The sequence below is a fragment of the Trinickia dabaoshanensis genome, assembly GCF_002879885.1.
In the GTDB taxonomy this organism is placed as follows: domain Bacteria; phylum Pseudomonadota; class Gammaproteobacteria; order Burkholderiales; family Burkholderiaceae; genus Trinickia; species Trinickia dabaoshanensis.
Window position 1 is genome coordinate 153,491 of record NZ_PNYA01000004.1, and the last position, 18,665, is coordinate 172,155.

The 18,665-nt window shown below is 62.1% G+C and carries 12 protein-coding genes and 1 pseudogene; 4 read left to right on the forward strand and 9 right to left on the reverse strand.

What is annotated here, in order from left to right; all coding sequences use genetic code 11:
• The first annotated feature begins 33 nt into the window (after positions 1 to 33).
• Positions 34 to 411, forward strand: coding sequence for a hypothetical protein (locus tag C0Z18_RS05975; RefSeq protein ID WP_146013944.1), 378 nt, complete (start codon positions 34 to 36; stop codon positions 409 to 411).
• Positions 412 to 459: 48 nt separating this feature from the next.
• On the opposite strand, the gene C0Z18_RS05980 is transcribed toward C0Z18_RS05975, so the two are convergent.
• On the reverse strand, positions 460 to 3,183 hold the full coding sequence (locus tag C0Z18_RS05980) for a sensor histidine kinase (protein ID WP_102644466.1): 2,724 nt from the start codon (positions 3,181 to 3,183) through the stop codon (positions 460 to 462).
• A 248-nt stretch (positions 3,184 to 3,431) separates the two neighbouring features.
• The gene (locus C0Z18_RS05985) at positions 3,432 to 4,670 is read right to left on the reverse strand and encodes an autotransporter strand-loop-strand O-heptosyltransferase (protein WP_102644467.1); all 1,239 of its coding nucleotides are present in this window, start codon (positions 4,668 to 4,670) and stop codon (positions 3,432 to 3,434) included.
• 389 nt (positions 4,671 to 5,059) lie between these two features.
• Between C0Z18_RS05985 and C0Z18_RS05990 the strand changes: the two genes are divergently transcribed.
• Positions 5,060 to 7,858 carry an autotransporter domain-containing protein gene (locus C0Z18_RS05990; RefSeq protein WP_158244203.1) on the forward strand — a complete coding sequence of 933 codons (2,799 nt, stop codon included), beginning with the start codon at positions 5,060 to 5,062 and terminating at the stop codon, positions 7,856 to 7,858.
• Positions 7,859 to 7,896: 38 nt separating this feature from the next.
• On the opposite strand, the gene C0Z18_RS05995 is transcribed toward C0Z18_RS05990, so the two are convergent.
• The 3 genes from C0Z18_RS05995 to C0Z18_RS32900 all read right to left on the reverse strand — a co-directional run bounded on the left by C0Z18_RS05995 (position 7,897) and on the right by C0Z18_RS32900 (position 9,948).
• Positions 7,897 to 9,003, reverse strand: coding sequence for an AVRPPHE avirulence protein (locus C0Z18_RS05995; RefSeq protein ID WP_102644469.1), 1,107 nt, complete (start codon positions 9,001 to 9,003; stop codon positions 7,897 to 7,899).
• Positions 9,004 to 9,295: 292 nt separating this feature from the next.
• Positions 9,296 to 9,577 (reverse strand): hypothetical protein, encoded by a 282-nt coding sequence (locus C0Z18_RS06000; protein WP_146013945.1) that lies wholly within the window; start codon positions 9,575 to 9,577, stop codon positions 9,296 to 9,298.
• Positions 9,574 to 9,948, reverse strand: a complete 375-nt coding sequence (locus C0Z18_RS32900) for a hypothetical protein (protein ID WP_158244204.1) — start codon at positions 9,946 to 9,948, stop codon at positions 9,574 to 9,576. The genes C0Z18_RS06000 and C0Z18_RS32900 overlap by 4 nt, the downstream gene beginning before the upstream one ends.
• Positions 9,949 to 10,477: 529 nt before the next feature.
• Here C0Z18_RS32900 and C0Z18_RS32625 point away from each other — a divergent pair.
• The gene (locus tag C0Z18_RS32625) at positions 10,478 to 11,122 is read left to right on the forward strand and encodes a hypothetical protein (protein ID WP_146013947.1); all 645 of its coding nucleotides are present in this window, start codon (positions 10,478 to 10,480) and stop codon (positions 11,120 to 11,122) included.
• A gap of 150 nt (positions 11,123 to 11,272) precedes the next feature.
• Here C0Z18_RS32625 and C0Z18_RS06015 read toward each other — a convergent pair whose 3' ends face one another.
• The 3 genes and pseudogenes from C0Z18_RS06015 to C0Z18_RS06025 form a co-directional block, all read right to left on the reverse strand.
• Positions 11,273 to 11,716: a hypothetical protein gene (locus C0Z18_RS06015; RefSeq protein WP_102644473.1), complete on the reverse strand. Its 444-nt coding sequence runs from the start codon at positions 11,714 to 11,716 to the stop codon at positions 11,273 to 11,275.
• A gap of 58 nt (positions 11,717 to 11,774) precedes the next feature.
• Positions 11,775 to 13,160 carry a hypothetical protein gene (locus C0Z18_RS06020; protein ID WP_146013948.1) on the reverse strand — a complete coding sequence of 462 codons (1,386 nt, stop codon included), beginning with the start codon at positions 13,158 to 13,160 and terminating at the stop codon, positions 11,775 to 11,777.
• A gap of 280 nt (positions 13,161 to 13,440) precedes the next feature.
• Positions 13,441 to 14,997, reverse strand: a pseudogene (locus C0Z18_RS06025) (methyl-accepting chemotaxis protein); the annotation flags it as partial.
• A gap of 404 nt (positions 14,998 to 15,401) precedes the next feature.
• On the opposite strand from C0Z18_RS06025, the gene C0Z18_RS06030 reads away from it, so the two are divergent.
• Positions 15,402 to 15,977: a chorismate mutase gene (locus C0Z18_RS06030; RefSeq protein WP_102644476.1), complete on the forward strand. Its 576-nt coding sequence runs from the start codon at positions 15,402 to 15,404 to the stop codon at positions 15,975 to 15,977.
• Between the two features lie 26 nt (positions 15,978 to 16,003).
• Here C0Z18_RS06030 and C0Z18_RS06035 read toward each other — a convergent pair whose 3' ends face one another.
• Positions 16,004 to 18,220 carry a LamG-like jellyroll fold domain-containing protein gene (locus tag C0Z18_RS06035; protein WP_102644477.1) on the reverse strand — a complete coding sequence of 739 codons (2,217 nt, stop codon included), beginning with the start codon at positions 18,218 to 18,220 and terminating at the stop codon, positions 16,004 to 16,006.
• Positions 18,221 to 18,665 lie beyond the last annotated feature (445 nt).

Genomic DNA, 18,665 nt, shown 5'->3' on the forward strand with positions numbered 1-18,665 from the left:
GCGTTGCATGACCGTTCTCGATGGAATACAGAATTGGAAAAGATAATAGAAGAACCGCTATTCGTTCTGAACCGGGTAGTCGTGGTCGTATTGCCGAAGGCGCCGCTGATCGAGTGGGTCAACCAACCGAGCATGGGCGCGCGCCCTTCCGTCTCGCTCGACGTTGCGCGGGCGGACCCCAATGTGTTTCTGATCCCGACTCAAGCGGACGAATTCGAAGCGCCGGGAGCACTGTGGCTCGATGAGCACTGGGAGAGGTTGTTCGAGCGGGTATTGCGTGACTGGAGCGAGGATACGGGGCGATGGCCTCGAGCACGAACGAAAGCGCTCTTCGAACAATGGTGCGAAGTGAAGACCTACTCGGTGGTGTTCGACTGCTCGACACAGGCATTGCAATACAGCGACACGTGAGCAGCGGTACCCGAGCGTGCAATTGAGCGGGAGCCTTAACAGCGTTCCCTAAGCTCGCTCGGCAATCCGGTCGACGGCGGCATCGTCCGCCTGGCCGATCGGCAATTCGACCTTGATCGCCGTTCCCTTACCCGGCGCGCTCACGATATCGATGTTACCGCCGAGCATCAGCATCCGCTCCTTCATACCGGCTAGACCGAACGATCGCTTGCGTGTCGCCACCGGATCGAATCCGCAGCCGTCGTCGCGTACCTGAAGAAGACAGTCGTTGCCGACGCGCTCGAGCGTCACGGATACATGACGGGCCCGCGCGTGGCGCGCGACGTTCGTGAGCGATTCCTGAACGATGCGGAACAGCGCGATGGCGCGCTCCTCGGCGAGCGGCAGCGTCTCATCGGGCACCGATAGCGAATGGCCGATCTGAGTGCCTCGCGAGAATTCCGCGGTCAGCCATTCGAGGGCGGCCGCGATGCCCGCGTCGAGCGCGCCCGGACGCAGCGAGGACACCGCATCGCGAACGACCTGCATCGTCTGGTCCGCCAGTTCCAACAGCTTTTGCACTTGCTCGGTCAGCTCGGGATTATCCGGTCCGAATCGGATACGAAGCGTCGATGCCCCCATGCGCAAGGCCGTCAACTGCTGCCCGAGTTCGTCGTGCAGTTCGCGCGCGATACGCTTGCGCTCTTCCTCGCGCGCGGTCTCACGCCGTGAAGTCAGCTCGCGCAGGATGTCGTACGACTCGCGCAGGCGCTGCTCCACTTCCTTGCGGTCGGAGATGTCCCGCCAAATCGTCAGCCCGCTTTGCACCTGTCCGCGGGCGTCATACTCGGGTACGAGCTGCACGGACCAGCATTGCGGCTTGGTGGGCGTATCCCAGTTCAGTTCGAATTTGGCCGCCACGCCCGTTCGCATGACGGCCCGTAACTTATCGCGAAATCGACGCGAGACCGCCGCGGGGGCATGGAGCACGTTTCCGGCTTTCTTGCCCAGCAGCACCGCCGCATCGCGGCCGCACACGCGCTCGAATTCCGGATTGACATAGATACGACGGCACTCGCGATCGTACCGAATGATCGGGTCCGGTGCATTCTCGGCCAATGTTCGAAATGCGCGTTCGCTATCGCGAAGCGCGGTTTCCATTGCTCGCAGCCACGTAATGTCGCGCGCCACACCGAGTACGCTGACGACACGTCCCTCGGAATCGTGTTCGGGAATATGCCGAAGCTCGAACACCCGTACGCCGGACTCGGAATACCAGCGCGCCTCGGATTCGTTCGACACGCCCTCCGCGAAAGTTCTCTCGATGCCGATGCGAATACTCGCGATCAGTTCCGCCGAACCGTCGATCTCCAGCGTGCCCAGCGCCTTTCCGACGATCGCGTCCTGTGCGATCCCGAATGCTTTGGTCACAGCCGGATTCACGTACAAATAACGGCCGTCCGCATCGAAGCGGCCGATCATATCGGGGAAATTTTCCGTCAACGTGCGGAACAACTGCTCACTGCGCTTCAGATCGTCGACATCGCGGCTAATCGCGAGCACGCTCGCGACCTCGCCGCTCGGCGTAAACTCCGGAACGATCCGAATGTGCCCCCAGCGAATTCGCCCGGCGGCATCGCGCAGGCGAACCTCTTCCGTCACTGCCTGACGTGTCTCCACCACTGTGCGCAAGCTGCGCATGTAACGCACGGGGTCGACGAACGCCCCCGTTTCCGCGGGTGTTTTTCCGACGACATCTTCCTTCGTGAGCGAACGCAACGCCGGGTTCGCGTAGATGCGCCGGAAGCTCAGATCGTAACGCGCGATGTAATCGGGCGAGTGCTCGACGACGGCGCGAAAGGCCTGCTCGCTCGCGTGCAGCCGGTCTTCCGCTAGCTTGCGTTCGGTCACGTCACGGCCGAGTGCGAGCGCGCCGACCGTTTCGCCGTATAACGTGCGCTCCGGGAAAATGCGGATGTGATGGTAGCGAGGGCCGTTCCCCGTATCGGGCAGCCTCAATTCGATGTCGCATTGACTTCCGGTTTCGATCGCCTGCTCGAGCAACGCTTGATACGGCGCCAGCCGCCGGTCGGGTTGGTGCTCGTTCGGGGTCTTGCCCAAAAGGTCCTGCAGCGGCCTGCGCATCAGCGCCGTCAGCCCCGAGTTCGCATACACGAGACGGCACGCGCGATCGTATCGGCAAATGATGTCGGAGCTGCTTTCCGCCAGGCTGCGAAACTGCCCTTCTAGTTCGTTTCGAACCGCCTCGAGCGAGACGGTACGCTTATCGCACGTCACATCGCGCGCGATGCCGAGAATGCGCCGAACCTGGCCCGAGGCATCGCACAGCGGCAGCAGCACCGCGTGGAGATCGCGGCATCCGTTGGCCGATTCAATCGTGCGTTCGTCTTCGCACGCCTCGCGCCGAGTCATGCAGCGGCAGGCGGCGCCGTAAATGAAGTCGGCAAGATCGCTCAGTTGCGTATCGTCGACGAACACGCCGGCCAGTTCGGCAGCCGGCGCGCCGAACAATCGCGCACAGGCGGGGTTAACCCGCAATAATCGCAACCGCCCGTTCGATGTCGACTCCAGCAAAAAGAGCACGTCGCCGGAGTGTTCGAAGAGGAGATCGAAGCGTTGCTCGGTTTCGAGTAACGCCTCGTTTTTGGCGGCGGGGCGCTCATCGCCTTGAGCCAACTGCCGTTCGAGCGCCTGCAGCGCCTCACGCAAGGCATCGTTCTCCCGCCGCAGCGCCTGTATGTCGTTCAGCGATTCGCGCGAAGCATTTTTCATGCGTTACCTGCAAAGTTCAGGCATGCCGCGCAAAGGGCCGCGCGGCTAAAACGGGCCTGGCAGAAACATACCATGATCGCTCAGACGAGTCGTATTAATGTGTTTCATAGGATGTAAATCTGAATGTCCTCGAGGCCGGCGTTGGCAGCATGTAGATGCGCGATATCAAAGCGCAGGCGTGGGCAGCCTAAAGCCCGGGGCGCGCGATCGTTCGAACACGCAGCGAAAACGCGAGGCCGCTAGCGAGCCTACCGCTGGCGCGGCGGATTCGCAAAACCGGGAACCCGCTTCACCGCGGACTTCACCTGCTCGGGCGTGATGAGCCTCGTACATTCGAATTGCCGCGGCGTTCCCTTGTGACGCGGGCACCAGAAAAAATCCTGATGATCGAAACGCTGCCGTACGTCGTTCCAGCAGCTATTGCAGGCGTGATAGTTGATGACGCGAAAAGGCGTCGTGAACTCATTCGTCGCGTGCGTGAAGCCGCTAATCAAGACCGTGGGCGTACCCGATGCCCAAGCCAGCCACGTAAGGCCGCTCGATAGGCCGATGAAGAGGCTCGCATGACGCAGCCACCGTGCGCGCTCTTGCAACGGCCGATCGCCCGTCTCGTCTTCGGCGCCATAGGGAATGTGATTCCAGACGTAGCCTACCCCGTGCGTCGGCTTTTGATCGATGCATACGACGCGGTAACCGTGATCCTTTAGAAAGGCCACGACTTCACGCCAGCCCGTGGGGTGATTCCAGTATTTCGCTTGCGTCGAGCTTTGAACCGCTATCGCAACATAGGGCGCCTCGATCGGCCGGCTCTCGTCCGCCAGAGCCAAGCGCGGCGCGTCTTCCTCGGGATCGACACCGAGGATGTAGGCCGCGGTCCGGTGCAACCCGACGAGCCGAAAATCGCAGGGCTGACGCGTAAAGTCGGCATCGTCGAAGTAGAGCCCGAGATTGTAGGTCGCGTAAAAACGCTCGGGCAGCACCTGTTCGTGCGTGATGAATTCGATATCCGGATAGGCAGCGGCGAACAAGGGGATCAGCTTGTCCGACATTGCACACGTGAGCCGGCAGCCATGCCGGCGTTGAAACCTTACGGCATAGGGCAGCCATCCCACGACGTCGCCGATCGTGCCGACAGGGAATTGGATCAAGACCTGTTGCCCCGCTGCGTCATAACGATGGACGAACGACGGCGGATCGCTGGGCGCGCCGCTGCAGGGCTCGACCTCGATGCAAAAGCGCACGTAGTACTTCTTGGTGCTCATGACCCAACCCGCTTCGAGTTCGGTTTCGAACAACACGTTATCGGTATCGATATCGCGCAGCCTCACACGCCAGCCGCCGGCAGGCACGGCAACGCGGCAACCGTCGTTGAAATCGAAACGAATTCCGTTCGGTCCGGACTGAGTGGCAACCTCAGCCGGTGCGGGGAAAGCGGGTTTCGGCGCCTCGATGCCGGCGCTTGGCGCGACAGGTTCGATCAGCGACATGGCGGATGCAGTTTGGCAGCCGGAAACAGGCTCCGCCGGCGGAGGGCAGTGAGGGGATTGAGGACCGAGCATCGATAAACGCTTTAGAAAAGCGGGCCGAGCCGCGATAAGGATCGATTATCCGCCATTCGGACAGCCGCATTGCGAACAGATGGATTCGGCATATCGACGTGCTTCAGGCACGAAAAAGGCTCACCGGCGGATGCAGCATTGCAGCCGCAATGCAACCCGTAGTTACACGGCCTATTCAGGGCTTGCAATCGTCATATTATTTCCATGTGACGCCGGATCATGCCCTGCAGCCGGTTCGCACGAGTTCGTCCCTTTGCGGGCCCGCGGGGATCCACATACTACGTGCGGCCAGGAAAAACGATAAGGGAGGCGCGGGCATGAAACCAAGATTCGTTCACGGGCAGTCCGGCGCTCATCGATTCCACCGGCAACGCAGCACGTCGTCGAGACTGCTGACCTTCATGCTCGCGTCGCTCGCTGCCCGCGGTCTGCTCGTTCAATCGGCACTCGCGCAGTACACCTGCCCTTCGTCCTGCGCTGGGCTCACGCTCAGAGGCGGGAACACACAGACCGTCAATTCAGGTGGGCTCGCCACTTCCACGACCCTCAACGGCGGCTTCCAAACGATCAATTCCGGTGGCGTGGCTTCCAGTACCACCATCAACAACTTCGGGCAGCAGGGCATTTTCACGGGCGGCGCGGCCGACACCACCACCGTCAATAGCGGCGGCGGACAGTTCGTTCTCGGTGGGGCCGCGACGCATACCACGGTCAACAACGCCGGCTTCCAGGAGGTCGATAGCGGAACGGCGAGCGGGGTCACCGTCAACGATTTCGGCGCGCAATACGTCTCGGGCGGCACGGTCACGAGTACGACGGTCACCAACGGCTACCAAGAAATCGACGGTGGAACGGTGATTGGCACCGCAGTCAACAGCGGAAGCTACCAGAACGTTATCGGCGGATCTGTCGATCAGAGCCGGATCAACGACAGTCTGCAATCGGTCAACGCAGGCACGGTGACGAACACCGTCGTCAGCGGCAGCGCGGCAGAGCAGGACGTATCGGGGGGGGCGGTCGTCGGCACGACGGTCGTTGGCGGCACGCAGTTCGTATCGTCGGGCGGGGTGGCCAGCGCGACGACGCTTGGGGCAGGCGCCAGTCAATATGTCAGTAGCGGCGGCGCGGTATTCGGCACCGCGGTGAGTGGCGGTGCGCAATACGTCTCGTCGGGCGGCAACGCTGCCGGCACCACCTTGCTGAGCGCCGGAATTCAGTCTGTCTACGCCGGCGGCACGGTCACCGGCACGACGATCAATAGCGGCGGCTTGCAAAACGTTTTTTCGGGCGGCGTCGCAAGCGCGACCACAGTCAACGGTGGCGGGACCCAGTTCGTCACGAGCGGCGGCCTCGTAATGGGCGCAACCGTCAATTCGGGCGGCGTGCAAACCGTGAATAGCGGCGGCATCATCTCGGGTACTGTCGTCTCCACCGGCGGCGTGCAAAGCGTCGCATCGGGCGGCGTGGCGCTCGGTTCCGTGATATCGAGTGGCGGCGTTCAAGCCGTATCGAGCGGCGGTATGGTACAGCCTACCGCCGTACGCCAGGGCGGCGCGATTATGAACAACGGCACCGTCATTTTCGCTCCAACCAGCACGACGACATTCGACGGCAGCCTCACGGGCAACGGCGCTGTCTCGCAGCAAGGCGCCGGCACGACCATCGTGACGGGCGACAACCATGCGTTCGCCGGCACGACGACCGTAACCTCCGGCACGCTGATGATCGGCGACATCGGAAATGCGGGCGCATCGTTGGGCGGCAACGTTGTGGTCACTTCAGCAGGCGCTTTGCGCGGCCACGGCTTGGTCGGCGATAACGTCGCCAACGGGGGCGTCTTGATGCCGGGCGGTACCATCGGCACGCTGACCATCGGTGGCAACTACACGCAAAATACGAACGGCACGCTCGTGATCGAGCTGAGCCCGACCTCCGCTTCGCAGCTCAAAGTTCAGGGCACGGCCGCGCTCGGCGGCGGCCTGCAGATGGTCTACGATCCAGGTACTTACTCGGCACGCCGCTATGCGATCCTGACTGCGAACAACGTCGGAGGCCGCTTCGACAGACTATCGAATGTGACCCAACCCGGCGTCGATCTGTCAGGTCTCACGCCCTCGCTGGACTACAGCGCCAGCGAGGTCGATCTCGTGCTCGCGCCGTTCGCCCCACCGGTCACGATCGCCCCGCTCGACACGAGTATCTATACGGCGCTCGCTTCGACGGCGGCGTTGGGCGAGCGCGCGTTCGACGCGGCGCTGATGGGTCACCTTGCGACTTCCCCCACCATCGATCGCGCAGGCAAACGCAACAGCGCATGGGCCACGCTCATGGACGGCTACGCACGCGCCGACGGCGACGGCGCGGCTTCTGCGTTCGGCGCCCATCGCTCGGGTTTTGCCGCAGGGTTCGATCACGAGATCGGCAATGGAACCGTGGGCGGCGCGATCGGCTACGAACACGACGAGATCAGCGAAAGCGCTACGCCCAGCACCGGCAAACTCGACACGCTGCACTTCGCGATCTACGGACGTCGCATGTTCGGCCCGGTCGAGGCATCGGGCGTCTTCGGTTATGGCTTCAGTTGGGCGAGCGAGAAGCGGCCGCTCGCCCCCGGCCCGAACGGCACGCCGGAAGGCAGCAACCACCTTCAGTCGCTGAGCGGCTCGGCGCAAGCCGGCATACCGTTCGAGATCGGCAGCCATACCGTGTTGGAGCCGCATGCCGGACTGCATTGGGCATGGCTGCATGGACAGGGTTTCGCTGAATCAGGCGGCAACGGACAAAATCTCGCAGTCGGCGCCGACACCGTACACAGTGCGCAGCCCTACCTCGGCCTCTCGCTGATGCATGCCTTCGGCACGATGGCCGAACCCGTGAGCGTTCATGTCGACGTGGACTACGCGTACGAGTTGGCAAATCGAAACCGCTCGGTGACCGTCTTTACCCAAGACGGCACGGCCTTCGCCTCGCCGGGCGCACCGCTGGCGCATCACATCGTTTCGATCGGCGCCGGCGTGCGCGCACAGGTCCGCCCGTCGTGGTCTATTTCGGGCGACGCATCGACGCAACTGCGCGTGGGTTCGATGGTTCACCTTCAACTCGATTACCGGTTCTAACGCGGAGCGGCTGTTCGGCCGTCCCTTCTCTTGTCACGCTAAAAATCCTCGGGCGCATACTGTGCCGGGTGCGACGGCAGGTTATAGTCGCGCGGATCCACCGCGACATCGGCGATACGCGTGGCTGCACGGGTGATATCGCGAAGATCGCGGGCGCCCAACGTACGCGCCGTTTCGGTCGCGTGAATTTCTTGGCGCAATGGCGCCATCCAGCGTTCATTCGTCGGTATCGGCGTTGCCCACCCGTGCCCCCCGTCTTCCGGGGGAGGCGCCAGATAGGCCGGGTTGGGCTCTTCGATCATTCTGTCCACTGCGCACTGTGCGAACGCACCCGAGACGACCGGTGTCGCCGGCCAGAGCGAAGACTCCGGGTACCGGAAATTGGGCCCAAGTGCGTTCATCGCTTCGCGCACATCACTTTTCAGTTGACGACCATGTCGGCGGTGCAGCTTCCTCATCTGAGCATGTGCCTTGGCGCCGGTTGTCCGATCGTAATGGTGCTCGACCGTTAACTCATGCCCGTTACTCGAAGATGCGCCGTCGTCGGCGAAGATGGCAGGGCCTTTGCCCCACGGGTCCATGATGACGTGATGGGATCGGTCAGCGTGGTCGCCGCGCAACTCGGCCCAACTGTGGTCGTCCGTCTCATCGGTCACGACGCAGACCTGCTGGCCCTCCCTCAGCTTGGCGGCATGCAAAAAGGCCGCTACATGAGCATGCTCTCCGCAGTTGCCGGCCTGCGCGGCCAACGAGCTCGCAGCGACGCGAACCGGGTGGTCGAATGTGTGCGGAAGGTTCTTCCTGGCCCGGCGGCCGGCCGCCGTTCGAATCGAACTCACCCCATTGCTGTAGTCGACGTCGTCGGTCATGTTCCCGCGGCCATACGCCAGCGCCTCACGCGTCTGCATGACCGTCTCGTTCGCACGCACGAGGTTCTCGAAATCGTCGCCCTCCACCGGCCGTCCGGTGATCTGGCGGTCCAGAAGGTACCCGCCCAGTTGCAGTTCGCCATCGGGCAGCGTACTGCGCGGCGCAAGACCTGCCAGCATCCCCGATGCTCGCGGCGCGCGAGGCGCGCTCGTCGTCGGCTCGTCGGCGTGCCATTCGGTGTGCCACTCGACCGGTGCCTCGTGGCTTGCACTCATCTTTCCAACACAACCGCCCATTTCCGCCCCTCAGGATAAATCGCGACGTTACTTTCCCGCGAAGACCGAATGACTTCTCACCATCACGGCGAAAAGATCGGGGTTGCAGCGAAACGTATTCGGCCTTTTCGAACTACTTCGATTTCAACGCCAAAGAATGGTTAACGGTGTCCCAACCGCCAGGAAACAAATGTCGAAAAAATCTAGAAATCCTCGGGTGCAAACTGTGCCGAGTGCGATTGAACGCGGCCATGAGCGAATGGACCGGTGCATCGAATAATCCTTCGTAGTGCTAAAAATCGTCGTCCTCGGCCAGCGCCGGATGTGGTCTCATTGGATAGCCCAGCGGGTCCGCTGCAACCTCGGCGATCCGCGTGGCCGCCCGCGCGATTTCGCTGGGACCGCTCGCTCCCAGCGTCACGGCCATGTCCGTAGCGTGGAACGCCAGGACGGCCGGGTCGACTCCTGCGTTCATGGCGTGCGCGACGTTCCATGCGAACTCATCGGAGAGGACGGGCGTCGGCGCCCGGACCGTATCCTCCTCGTACCGGAAATCGGGTCCGAGTTGTTTCATCTTCCGGCCAAGCTCGGCGTCCATCCGCCACTGACGCTGTTGCCGTAACTCATGCAACTGTGCGTGGGCGTTGGCACCGGTCGCTCGGTCGCTCGGTCGTAGTGATGATCGACATCCACTTTGTGCGCCTCTCTGGAAAACGCACCGTCTTCCGCAAAGATCGCCGGACCTTTGGCCCAAGGATCCATGACGATGTCTTGAGCACGGTCGGATGTCTGCGCGCGCAACTCCGCCCAACTGTGATCCGCTTTGCCCGCGACATAGAGGTGCTCGCCTTCCCCGAGCTTGGCGGCATGCAGGAAGGCGCCCACGTGAGCGTGCTCGCCGCACTTGCCGGCCTGCGCTGTCGTCGCGGCAGCGACGGCGCGCACGGCAGGATCCAATGGCTCGCCGGATGGCAATTTTTGCGGGATCGCACGCCTCGAGAGACGGCCCGCCTCCGTTCGCAGCGAACTTTCGCCGTTGCTGTGCTCGATATCGACCGTCACATTGCCGCGACCATGCCTCAATGTCCGGCGTGTTTCCCTGACGGTCTGGTTCGCGCTTCTGAGCTGTTCGAACGCGCGACCCTCCACAGGGCGGCCCAGAATGCGGCGGTCCAACAGGTAGCCTCCTAGTTGGCATTCGCCATCGGACAGCGCGGCCGGCGTCGCATGCACCTGGTGCTCCGGTAAGGCCGCTGTATCGGTCGCATACCCGGACGACGACCACTGCCCCGCCATGCTGTGTGATGGATGATATGGATCGTCGCCCGCCGGAGCGAAATAATCGGGCCTTCGGCGAAACGGCGTGAGTCTTCGCATCTGCCCCGCGAATTCGCTAGAGCGGAATATCTTTCGTTTTCATTCGATCACACGGGGCGGCATACAGAGAAAATGCGTGATCTTAAAGGAGACCGATATGGGTATTTGTTTTGGAAAACCCGCACCAATCTCTCGTGGACAGTCATTTACCCCTTCCGCTGATGCCGCCCCGGCACGACGGCCACAGCCCTCGCCGTCGGCGCGCAATGCGGAGGAAGGTGTCCTTTCCGGTCTGCCGCGGCGAGGCCAACAGGCCAGTTCATCCCGTCATGTGGTTGTCGACGCCGATTCGTACCGTAACGTGGTCGATTTCTCCGCTGCCGCTACGAAAGTCGAGCGACAAACCATTACCGAGCCGGGCGAATCATTGCGGACATCCGCGCTTACGGTATGCACTGGCGTAGTCGTCGGCGGCGTACGCCGCAATAGCGACGGCAATGTCGCCGCCTCCGCCGTATCGATGTACCACGTTTTACCGGGCGTACCGTCACCCGGTGTGTCCATTGCACGGAAAGTGAACGTGTTAATCGCGGCCGGTTTTGAAGTCAAGGCGGCCATCGCCGGTGGCGACGGCACGACTCGAGCAGGACAGCAAGTGCGCCACGCCTTGGAAGGAATGCTCCAGGAGATGGGAGTCCCCCTCCAAGCCGGCCCGCTTTCCGACGGATTCAAATCGCACTTTATTTCCGCAAAAATCGAGGACAACGGAGAAATCGATTACGAGCTATATAGTGGCCATTGATGACGATCGAAGAGAGGCGCAAACACGCCTCTCGCCGTATGAATGCGCGGAGTCGGCCCCAAAGTAAGTCCCAGTGCGAGACGACTCAGGCGATGCCTCGCCCTGCTCCGCCTCATGCTTTTGCCAACTGTCGCTTGCTCATACCCGGTTTTACACACCGTATCGCGCCAAATCGAAATTGGATGCAACCTTCTCCAACCATTGCGCGACCGGCTCGGCCACCTCCGACGATACGTCCTGATCCCAAAACTGCGAGGCAACGAGAATGTCGAGGTCGAGCCCATCGAGCGAAAACCTCGTCATCACGGCACCGATCTGCAATTTCCTGGCGCGCTCGACGATGCTCCAGACATTGACTTGACCGGCATTGCAAAGGAGCTCGATTCGAAATGCTTCCTTTTCCACCGCATCGAGCGATTGTTCGGGCAGCCAGTCGACCCGTGAAGCCAGCAGTTCATCCTGCAGCAACACGCACAGAAGCCGCTTCGCCTGGGCGCCCGTGAGCGGAACGACGACGAACCGCTCCGTTTCGAATTTCTTTGACTGCGCGGGGTTTTCGGCCCAACGATCTCTGCGGTCCTCGTTTGTATTCATCGATTTCAATTGAAACGGGTTAAAACTCCAGAATCTTGGAGACGGCGCCGCGTCACCCTCAGAGCACCGGCTTCCATGCGGCATGAATCGCATCACGGATCTGCGCCATCGCCTCCCCTTGCGTCTCGCGGTCGAAGCCGTAGAACGCCTGATCGAATACCGTACCAAGCTGAGCCCGCAGTTCACCGGCTTGCATACGTATCGCTTCGGCCTGCGTCGGCGAAATGCGGCTGAATGTCGCGACGGGCAGATAGTCCATTGCCCAATTGCCGTCGTTCCCGGAACCGGGCGTCGGCTCGGGCGGCACGCTGCCGGTCGCGAGCAGCGCCGCGCCCACGAAACACTCGGCCAGCCGCTGCTGTTGTGCACGATTGCTTGGCTTGATCGAGCGCCAGGCCGTGTTCGTCACGTCTTGTGGCCAAATGTTCACCGCCGCGGACGTCACGGCTCGGATCGCGTCGGCGTCGCCGCTGAAGTAGGCTCTTTGCAGCGTGTCGCTGCCGACGGCTCGCTCGAGTTCAGCCGCGGCGGTGGCCCACCGCTTCCCGTTGGACAGCCGGCTGAAATCATGCGGGCCCAGCTTGCCCACGGCGTGGCCTGGAAGGCGATCCGCGAAATGCTCGGTCAGCGCCTCCTCGATCGATTCCGCATGAGGACTTCTTGCGAAAGCGGAGACAAACGCCTGATGCGTAAAGCAATGCAGGTATTCGTGATGCACGGCGTGGCGGCCGCCTGCATTCGCCGCGAAGCGATTCAATCGCATATCCGTCGGACGCCAATCGCCCGATCGGTAGTTGCGGCGCTCCACGTTTCCCGCCGTCGCCATCGACATATCGTCGACTATCCGCGGCGTGACGCCGTAGCAGGCGCTATCGGGCGGAATGAAGTTGCCGTGCTGTTCGATGACGTCTGCTCGGCCTTGTGCGACGGTGTGCTCGTCGACACGTTCGGCGAAGGAGATGCCTCCGCCGAGTACACCGAGGGGGCGCTCGATGATGTCGCGCGGATTGCGAGCCGCTCGATAGGCGGTGGAAACCGCCGCCAAGCCGACGTAGATTTTCGTCGCGCGAGCGAGCCCGTTTACCGTTGCGCGGGCCGCCCGGCGCGCCAGTTGCCCGACGCCGCCGGGGTCGGCCGCGTTTGCGTCGCCTGCCTCGGGCGCTTCGTGCGATTCCGAGGTCGAGGCCTGCGCCTGCCGATGACGACGCTCGCCGACGGCGCGACGCCTTCGCATCGTCGCAGGCTCGAAGGACGTGGACCCCGATCCGCTCGCTTCCGATGAACGCTCACGCCGTGGGCCCAGCGCTTGCAAATGTGCCCCTTGATCGCGCGAAAACGCCGGCTCCGCCCCAGCGTTTTCGTCGCCGCGCTCGTGGGCGGCATCCTCGTGGTGGTCGACGTCGCCGTACTCGGCGTACCCGCTCGACGAGCTTACTTTCGGCATCAAGAACTCCATGCGGATCGTCGTAGCGAGCTCACCATGGCGAACGCCGGCAATGGCGGCGAAACCGTGCGTGGTGGCTACGATTGATTAGAATCTTCGTTTTTCTCATACCGAAGCCTCGAGACCACGCGTTGGCGGCGAAAGAAGCAGGCCCAAAGCGAAAGGCGCCCAAGATGGGCGCCTTCGAGGGAGCATCGACGAGATGCTCGAGGAGACAGCGGACCTGCTGCTTCGCAGGCCCGCGACAGCGGGGAAGTGAAATGCGGCCTAGTCCCTATACGCGAAAGGACGCCACCGAGCTGCTCAACTGCTGCCCCTGAACTTCGAGCGATTTGGACGCCGCCGCCGCTTGCTCGACGAGCGCCGCGTTTTGCTGCGTGACCGCGTCCATTTGCGTGATGGCCAGATTGACTTGTTCGATGCCGCGGCTCTGTTCGGCCGAAGCTGCGGCAATCTCGCCCATGATGTCGGTCACACGCGCGACCGCCTGCGTGACCTCCGACATCGTCGCTCCCGCGTCGTTAGCGAGTGCCGAACCATCCTGGATCTTCTGCACCGAGGCGGCGATCAACTCTTTGATCTCCTTGGCCGCGCTCGACGAACGCTGCGCGAGCGAGCGCACCTCGCTGGCCACCACCGCGAAACCCCTACCCTGTTCGCCGGCCCTCGCTGCCTCGACGGCTGCGTTGAGCGCCAGAATATTCGTCTGGAATGCGATGCCTTCGATGATGCCGGTGATATCCGCGATTTTCGACGATCGCGAACTGATGTCGCCCATCGTCTCCACGACCTGCTCGACGACGACGCTGCCGCGCTGCGCCACGTCCGACGCGTTGCCGGCCAACACGCTCGCTTGCTGTGCGTTCTCCGCGTTGTGTTTGACTGTCGATGTCAACTCCTCCATGCTCGAGGCCGTCTCCTGCAACGAGGACGCTTGCTGCTCCGTGCGCGAAGACAGATCCTGATTGCCCGAGGCGATTTCGCTCGATCCCGTCGCAATACCTTCGGCTGCGGAGCGTACCTGTTGGATCAATCGCACCAGACTGGCCTGCATCTCCCCCATCGAGGCCAGCACGCTGCCGTTGGGGGCGCGGTCGGCTCCGGCTACCGGGCTCAGGTCGCCGCTTGCCACACGTCGCGTGACTTCGCTCAGTTGCGCGGGCTCCGCCCCAAGCGCATGCGTCAAGCTACGCGTGATCAGCATGGCGGCCAGCAACGCCGCCGCAACCGTCGCAACCGAAACGACGATCGCCAGCAGCCGCTGCGCCGCGTAGTGCTCCGCCGCTTCGGCCTGCATCGCTTGCGCACGCTCATGCGCATGCGCGGCGAACGCATCGGTGGCTTCGATCAGCTTTGCCAATAGCGGCCTGCAATTCTCCACCAACATCGTGACAGCCTTGGCGTGATCGCCGCTCAACGCGGCGTTCTCGATCGCCAGCGCCACCGGCCCATACTGCTCCTCAACTTGGTCGATCCGCGCCACCAAGGTGCGCGACTGATCGTTCGCGTCGCCGGCATTCACCAACTGATGCAATTCGGACAAGCGCGCTTGCACATCCGCGTGTGCGCGGCCAATGGCCGCCTTCTCTAGATCGATGTCCGACTGTTTGGTGACCTCGACCAGATTGCGAGCGCCGATCGCACGACGATCCACCGCGGTGCGCACCTGTTCGGCCAATTGCGCCTGTGCGTTGATACCGTTCACGAATGAAGAAAACCGAGCGTTGGCATCGCTAAGCGCATGGAGCGCAAACATCGATACCGCCAACACCAACGCGCTCAACACCCCGAAAGCCCACGCCAACTTCGTGCGAACCGTCATCCCTTTGACATCCATTCAAGACTCCACTTTTCTCAATTCTGCGTGATCGACCGCCGATGCGGTTGCGGATTGCATCCGTCCCACCCGCGACGGCATTCGTGATATCGGCAGCACTAGCCACGGATTTAAAAGTAATTTCTTTTCAAACGTTTGCACTCGGGTTGTCGATAAGGGCGTTGCAACTCATGGGTAAGGATTCCCTTAGCACGATGCAATCGCACGACCCTATTGCGCTCAAGCGCCCATGGCGGAGGTGAGAATTGCTTGATGGATAGGGAAAGACTCAATACGACGTAAGGAAATCCTGACATAAAAACAAAGAAATTCCCGGCCCATTTTTATGTGGCACATTGTATAAATTAACGCACTGTTCTATCGGTGTCTGCGACGAATCCTCGGATAACCATTTTTCAATAGATATGACCCTCAATCTTTCCAAAGCCGCTTTATGTACCGCCTTGCTTGCGTTGGCCGCCCAGGCCGCGCATGCCGGCGATGCCAAACCCGTGCTGCGCCCGCTCGTCGAAAGCTCCGCCCAGCGGCTCGGCATCGGAGATGAAGTCGCACTGTCGAAGTGGGATAGCGGTGCGAGCGTCGAAGATGTTGCTCGCGAAGAAGCGGTGATATCGAGCGCCGTCGAGCAAGGGCAGCGGGCGAATTTGGCCGCCGCCGACGTGACGCGTTTCTTTAGAGCGCAGATCGAGGCCAACAAGCTCGTGCAGTACACGGCGCTCGCCACCTGGCGTCGCGCCGGCTACGCGCCGCCGCATGCCCCGGTCGATCTAAAGGGTACGATTCGGCCCGAACTCGATCGCCTGCAGACGAAGATGATCGCGGAGCTTGCCGAGGCCGCGCCCGTGCTCGAGAGCAAAGAGTGCGCGAAGGAAGTGGCACGCGCAGTCGGACGTTATTCGTTCGAACATCAATTCGACCCGGCCAACCTCCCGGTCATCGCGCTCGATCGCGCGATGGCCGGGTTCTGCCGCGTGTACTGATGTGAAGACCGTCGGCCCTTGCGCGTTCAACTGTCCATCAGCGATACGACTTGGGCCGCGCTAAGCGCGCCCCGGTAGACGCGAAAATCGTCGATCAGGCCGTTGAAGCCAGCGTCCGCGGCGTATTGCGATTTCCCCAACCAGTTCTGTGTGGTGCTACCCAAGCGGAACGGCGCGAGGAACATGCGCGCATTGCTACCGGCGGGCGCGCCGTCCACATACAACGTGCCGGTCGAGCCGGATAGCGTGACGGCCACATGCACCCAGCGCTTGCTCGGCAGTTCGGCCGCGGCGTCGATCATCTGATCGCCGAACCCGTTGACGGTCAGGGAGAAGCGCACGGCGCCGTTGTTGGAGCGGCGATCGGCGCTCGGCGTGAGCATCATGTAGCGCCCGATGCCTGCCCCGAAATCGAAGATGCGCGCCCAATTTTGCGAGCCGTCCCAGAACACCCAGGCCGCGATCGTAAAGTCCGACACGTCGGAGAGCAGATCGTCGGGCAATGCCACGTACGCCCCCGTCCCATTGAGCGACACCGCGTGACCGTGTCGGCCCGTTGCCCATGTCGCACCGTTGAGCGTGGCGGTATGCCCGTTGCCCGAACTGTCGGCGGCTGCCGGCCCGCTGCCCTCGTCGAAGCTCAGGTGCGCGAGCAACTGCACCGCCGTGATGACCTTCGCTTGATTGGAGAGCGCCGATTCGCCGGAAGACCTTTGAGCGGTAACCGCATAGAAGTATGGTCCGGCGGCGGGCGGCGTATCGGTATAGGTCAGCAGATCGGTGATGCCGCGCTTGATCGTGGTGTACGGCCCGCCCGCATTGCTTGCGCGTTTGACGTTGTAGCTGACCGCATCGCTGCAACCCCACCACGACAACACGGCTTTGCCCGCGCTCGCATAGGCCGTGAGCCCGGTGGGCGTGGGGGCGGGCGTGCCGGGATCTCGCGTGCAGGTGAGCGTGCCGTAACCCAGTTGGTCGAAGCCGCCGCTGTTCGGGCCGTAGTTGCCGCCACCGCCCTCCGGCGTCATTTGCTCAGCGAAGCGCCGGCTGTAGGGTGCCGCCAAGCCCCTGCGATTGATGTAATGGTTGGCGACTAGTGCCCAGCACGGGCGGCCCCCGCCTTGTGAACCGGTGGAAAACACCGTTTGGGTGACGTCGCAGTTTTGATACGTTGCAAACGGGACCGTGTAGAACGCGCCGTCGGGTTGCTTCAGATTCGACTTCGCCACGTATTCCGCGCCGGCCAGGAAGCGGTTGTTGTCGTAGCCGTACAGATCGATACCCTGGTTCCACGCCATCTCGCAGATGGCGCCCGCGAGCGCAATCCCGAGCATCGTGTGTCCCTGGTCGCGCCCTGCTTCTTGCCACTGCCCGAGGTTGCCGGGATGGACGAAGTACACGGCCTTTCCGATACTGCCGTTGCCCGCGCCGTTCTTGAAGTACTCGACGGCATCGTTGACGATATCGGCGTCATCGCACAGCACGCCGATGGCGAGCATCGAGGCAAGGTTGCACAACTCCCAATTGGCCCAGTAATGCGTTCGTTTAACGTCGACGGGGCGGTGCAGGAAGCTGTAATTGATCGGATAGAAAACGTTACGCATCATCTTCTGAAACGCGGCCAGGCCCGCCGCGCTCCAGCCGCTGTAGCTGCGCATGATCTCGCCCACGTTGGCGAACTGGTAACCGTAGATGCCGGCCGCCAGCGCCACGTTCGAATTGCCTTCGAGCGCCGTCAGCGTGGATGCCCACCGATCCAGATATTCCACGGCCTTAATGGCGTAACGTGGATCGTCCGACACCTTCCAGCGCAGCGCGTCGCCATAGGCAGCCGCGATATCGTTGTAGAGGATCCAGTAGTTCTCATTGCCGCCACCGCGCCGAATGACGGGCTGCGGATTCGGCTCGTTCGTCAGCTTCGTGTGGCCGTTGGCGACGAGCACTTCCCAACCGTCGATCCACGGCGACGCGTGCGCGCCCACCTTCGACCGCATGCGCAGGAAATCAGCCTCGGTATGCAGAAGGCCCGGATGCGTGAACTTTGCCGTGCCGGCCGGCACCTGGCCAGGCGTCGCGGCAAGCGAGGCCGCGACTCCGGCAGCAACGTTACCGCCCAGCCCGTAGCCAGCCACCAGCGTTGCACCGATCCCCTTTACGAAGTGCCGCCGAGACACGCTCGCCACGTCAGCGGCTACATCCGAACCTTTCGGCCACACCGCCGTCCATACGTTTTTATCGCTCATGCACGATCCTCATTTGGATAGCACTAAAACGTTGTTCGAATACTCATCGTCTTCCGAATCGTCTCGTGAAAAGACCATTGACGATCGTACAGAAAATTACATTTCGCCATAGCCCGTTACAATCAATTCATCGGGCTCGAAAACGAACATGTTCATCCCGGAACGAAGCCGACGCAGCGCCTTGAACGTCGCCTCCCGCCTCGGTCTCGACGAGTGTATACGACACCCTCCATAAGACCAAATTTCAACGAAATCTCAACAAACTCAAATATTCTCATAGGCCATTCACATCCGCCTGGCAATGGTAGTCTCGCGATTCGCGGGCGGTGTGGATCGCGAGCCTTAATTTGCGATAAATCGAATACGCCGATATTCAACCAACACGAGTGTTTCGCAAAAATTTTCAAAGCGCGAGCGCACGCTGCCGCATCCTAAAATCAGATTG

What these genes read in the sequence shown, in the direction of transcription:
- C0Z18_RS05980 (WP_102644466.1), bottom strand. Translation starts at nt 3,183, where the DNA reads ATGAAAAATGCTTCGCGCGAATCGCTGAACGACATACAGGCGCTGCGG.
- C0Z18_RS05985 (WP_102644467.1), bottom strand. Translation starts at nt 4,670, where the DNA reads ATGTCGCTGATCGAACCTGTCGCGCCAAGCGCCGGCATCGAGGCGCCG.
- C0Z18_RS05990 (WP_158244203.1), top strand. Translation starts at nt 5,060, where the DNA reads ATGAAACCAAGATTCGTTCACGGGCAGTCCGGCGCTCATCGATTCCAC.
- C0Z18_RS06015 (WP_102644473.1), bottom strand. Translation starts at nt 11,716, where the DNA reads ATGAATACAAACGAGGACCGCAGAGATCGTTGGGCCGAAAACCCCGCG.
- C0Z18_RS06030 (WP_102644476.1), top strand. Translation starts at nt 15,402, where the DNA reads ATGACCCTCAATCTTTCCAAAGCCGCTTTATGTACCGCCTTGCTTGCG.
- C0Z18_RS06000 (WP_146013945.1), bottom strand. Translation starts at nt 9,577, where the DNA reads ATGAAACAACTCGGACCCGATTTCCGGTACGAGGAGGATACGGTCCGG.
- C0Z18_RS05995 (WP_102644469.1), bottom strand. Translation starts at nt 9,003, where the DNA reads ATGAGTGCAAGCCACGAGGCACCGGTCGAGTGGCACACCGAATGGCAC.
- C0Z18_RS06035 (WP_102644477.1), bottom strand. Translation starts at nt 18,220, where the DNA reads ATGAGCGATAAAAACGTATGGACGGCGGTGTGGCCGAAAGGTTCGGAT.
- C0Z18_RS32625 (WP_146013947.1), top strand. Translation starts at nt 10,478, where the DNA reads ATGGGTATTTGTTTTGGAAAACCCGCACCAATCTCTCGTGGACAGTCA.
- C0Z18_RS06020 (WP_146013948.1), bottom strand. Translation starts at nt 13,160, where the DNA reads ATGCCGAAAGTAAGCTCGTCGAGCGGGTACGCCGAGTACGGCGACGTC.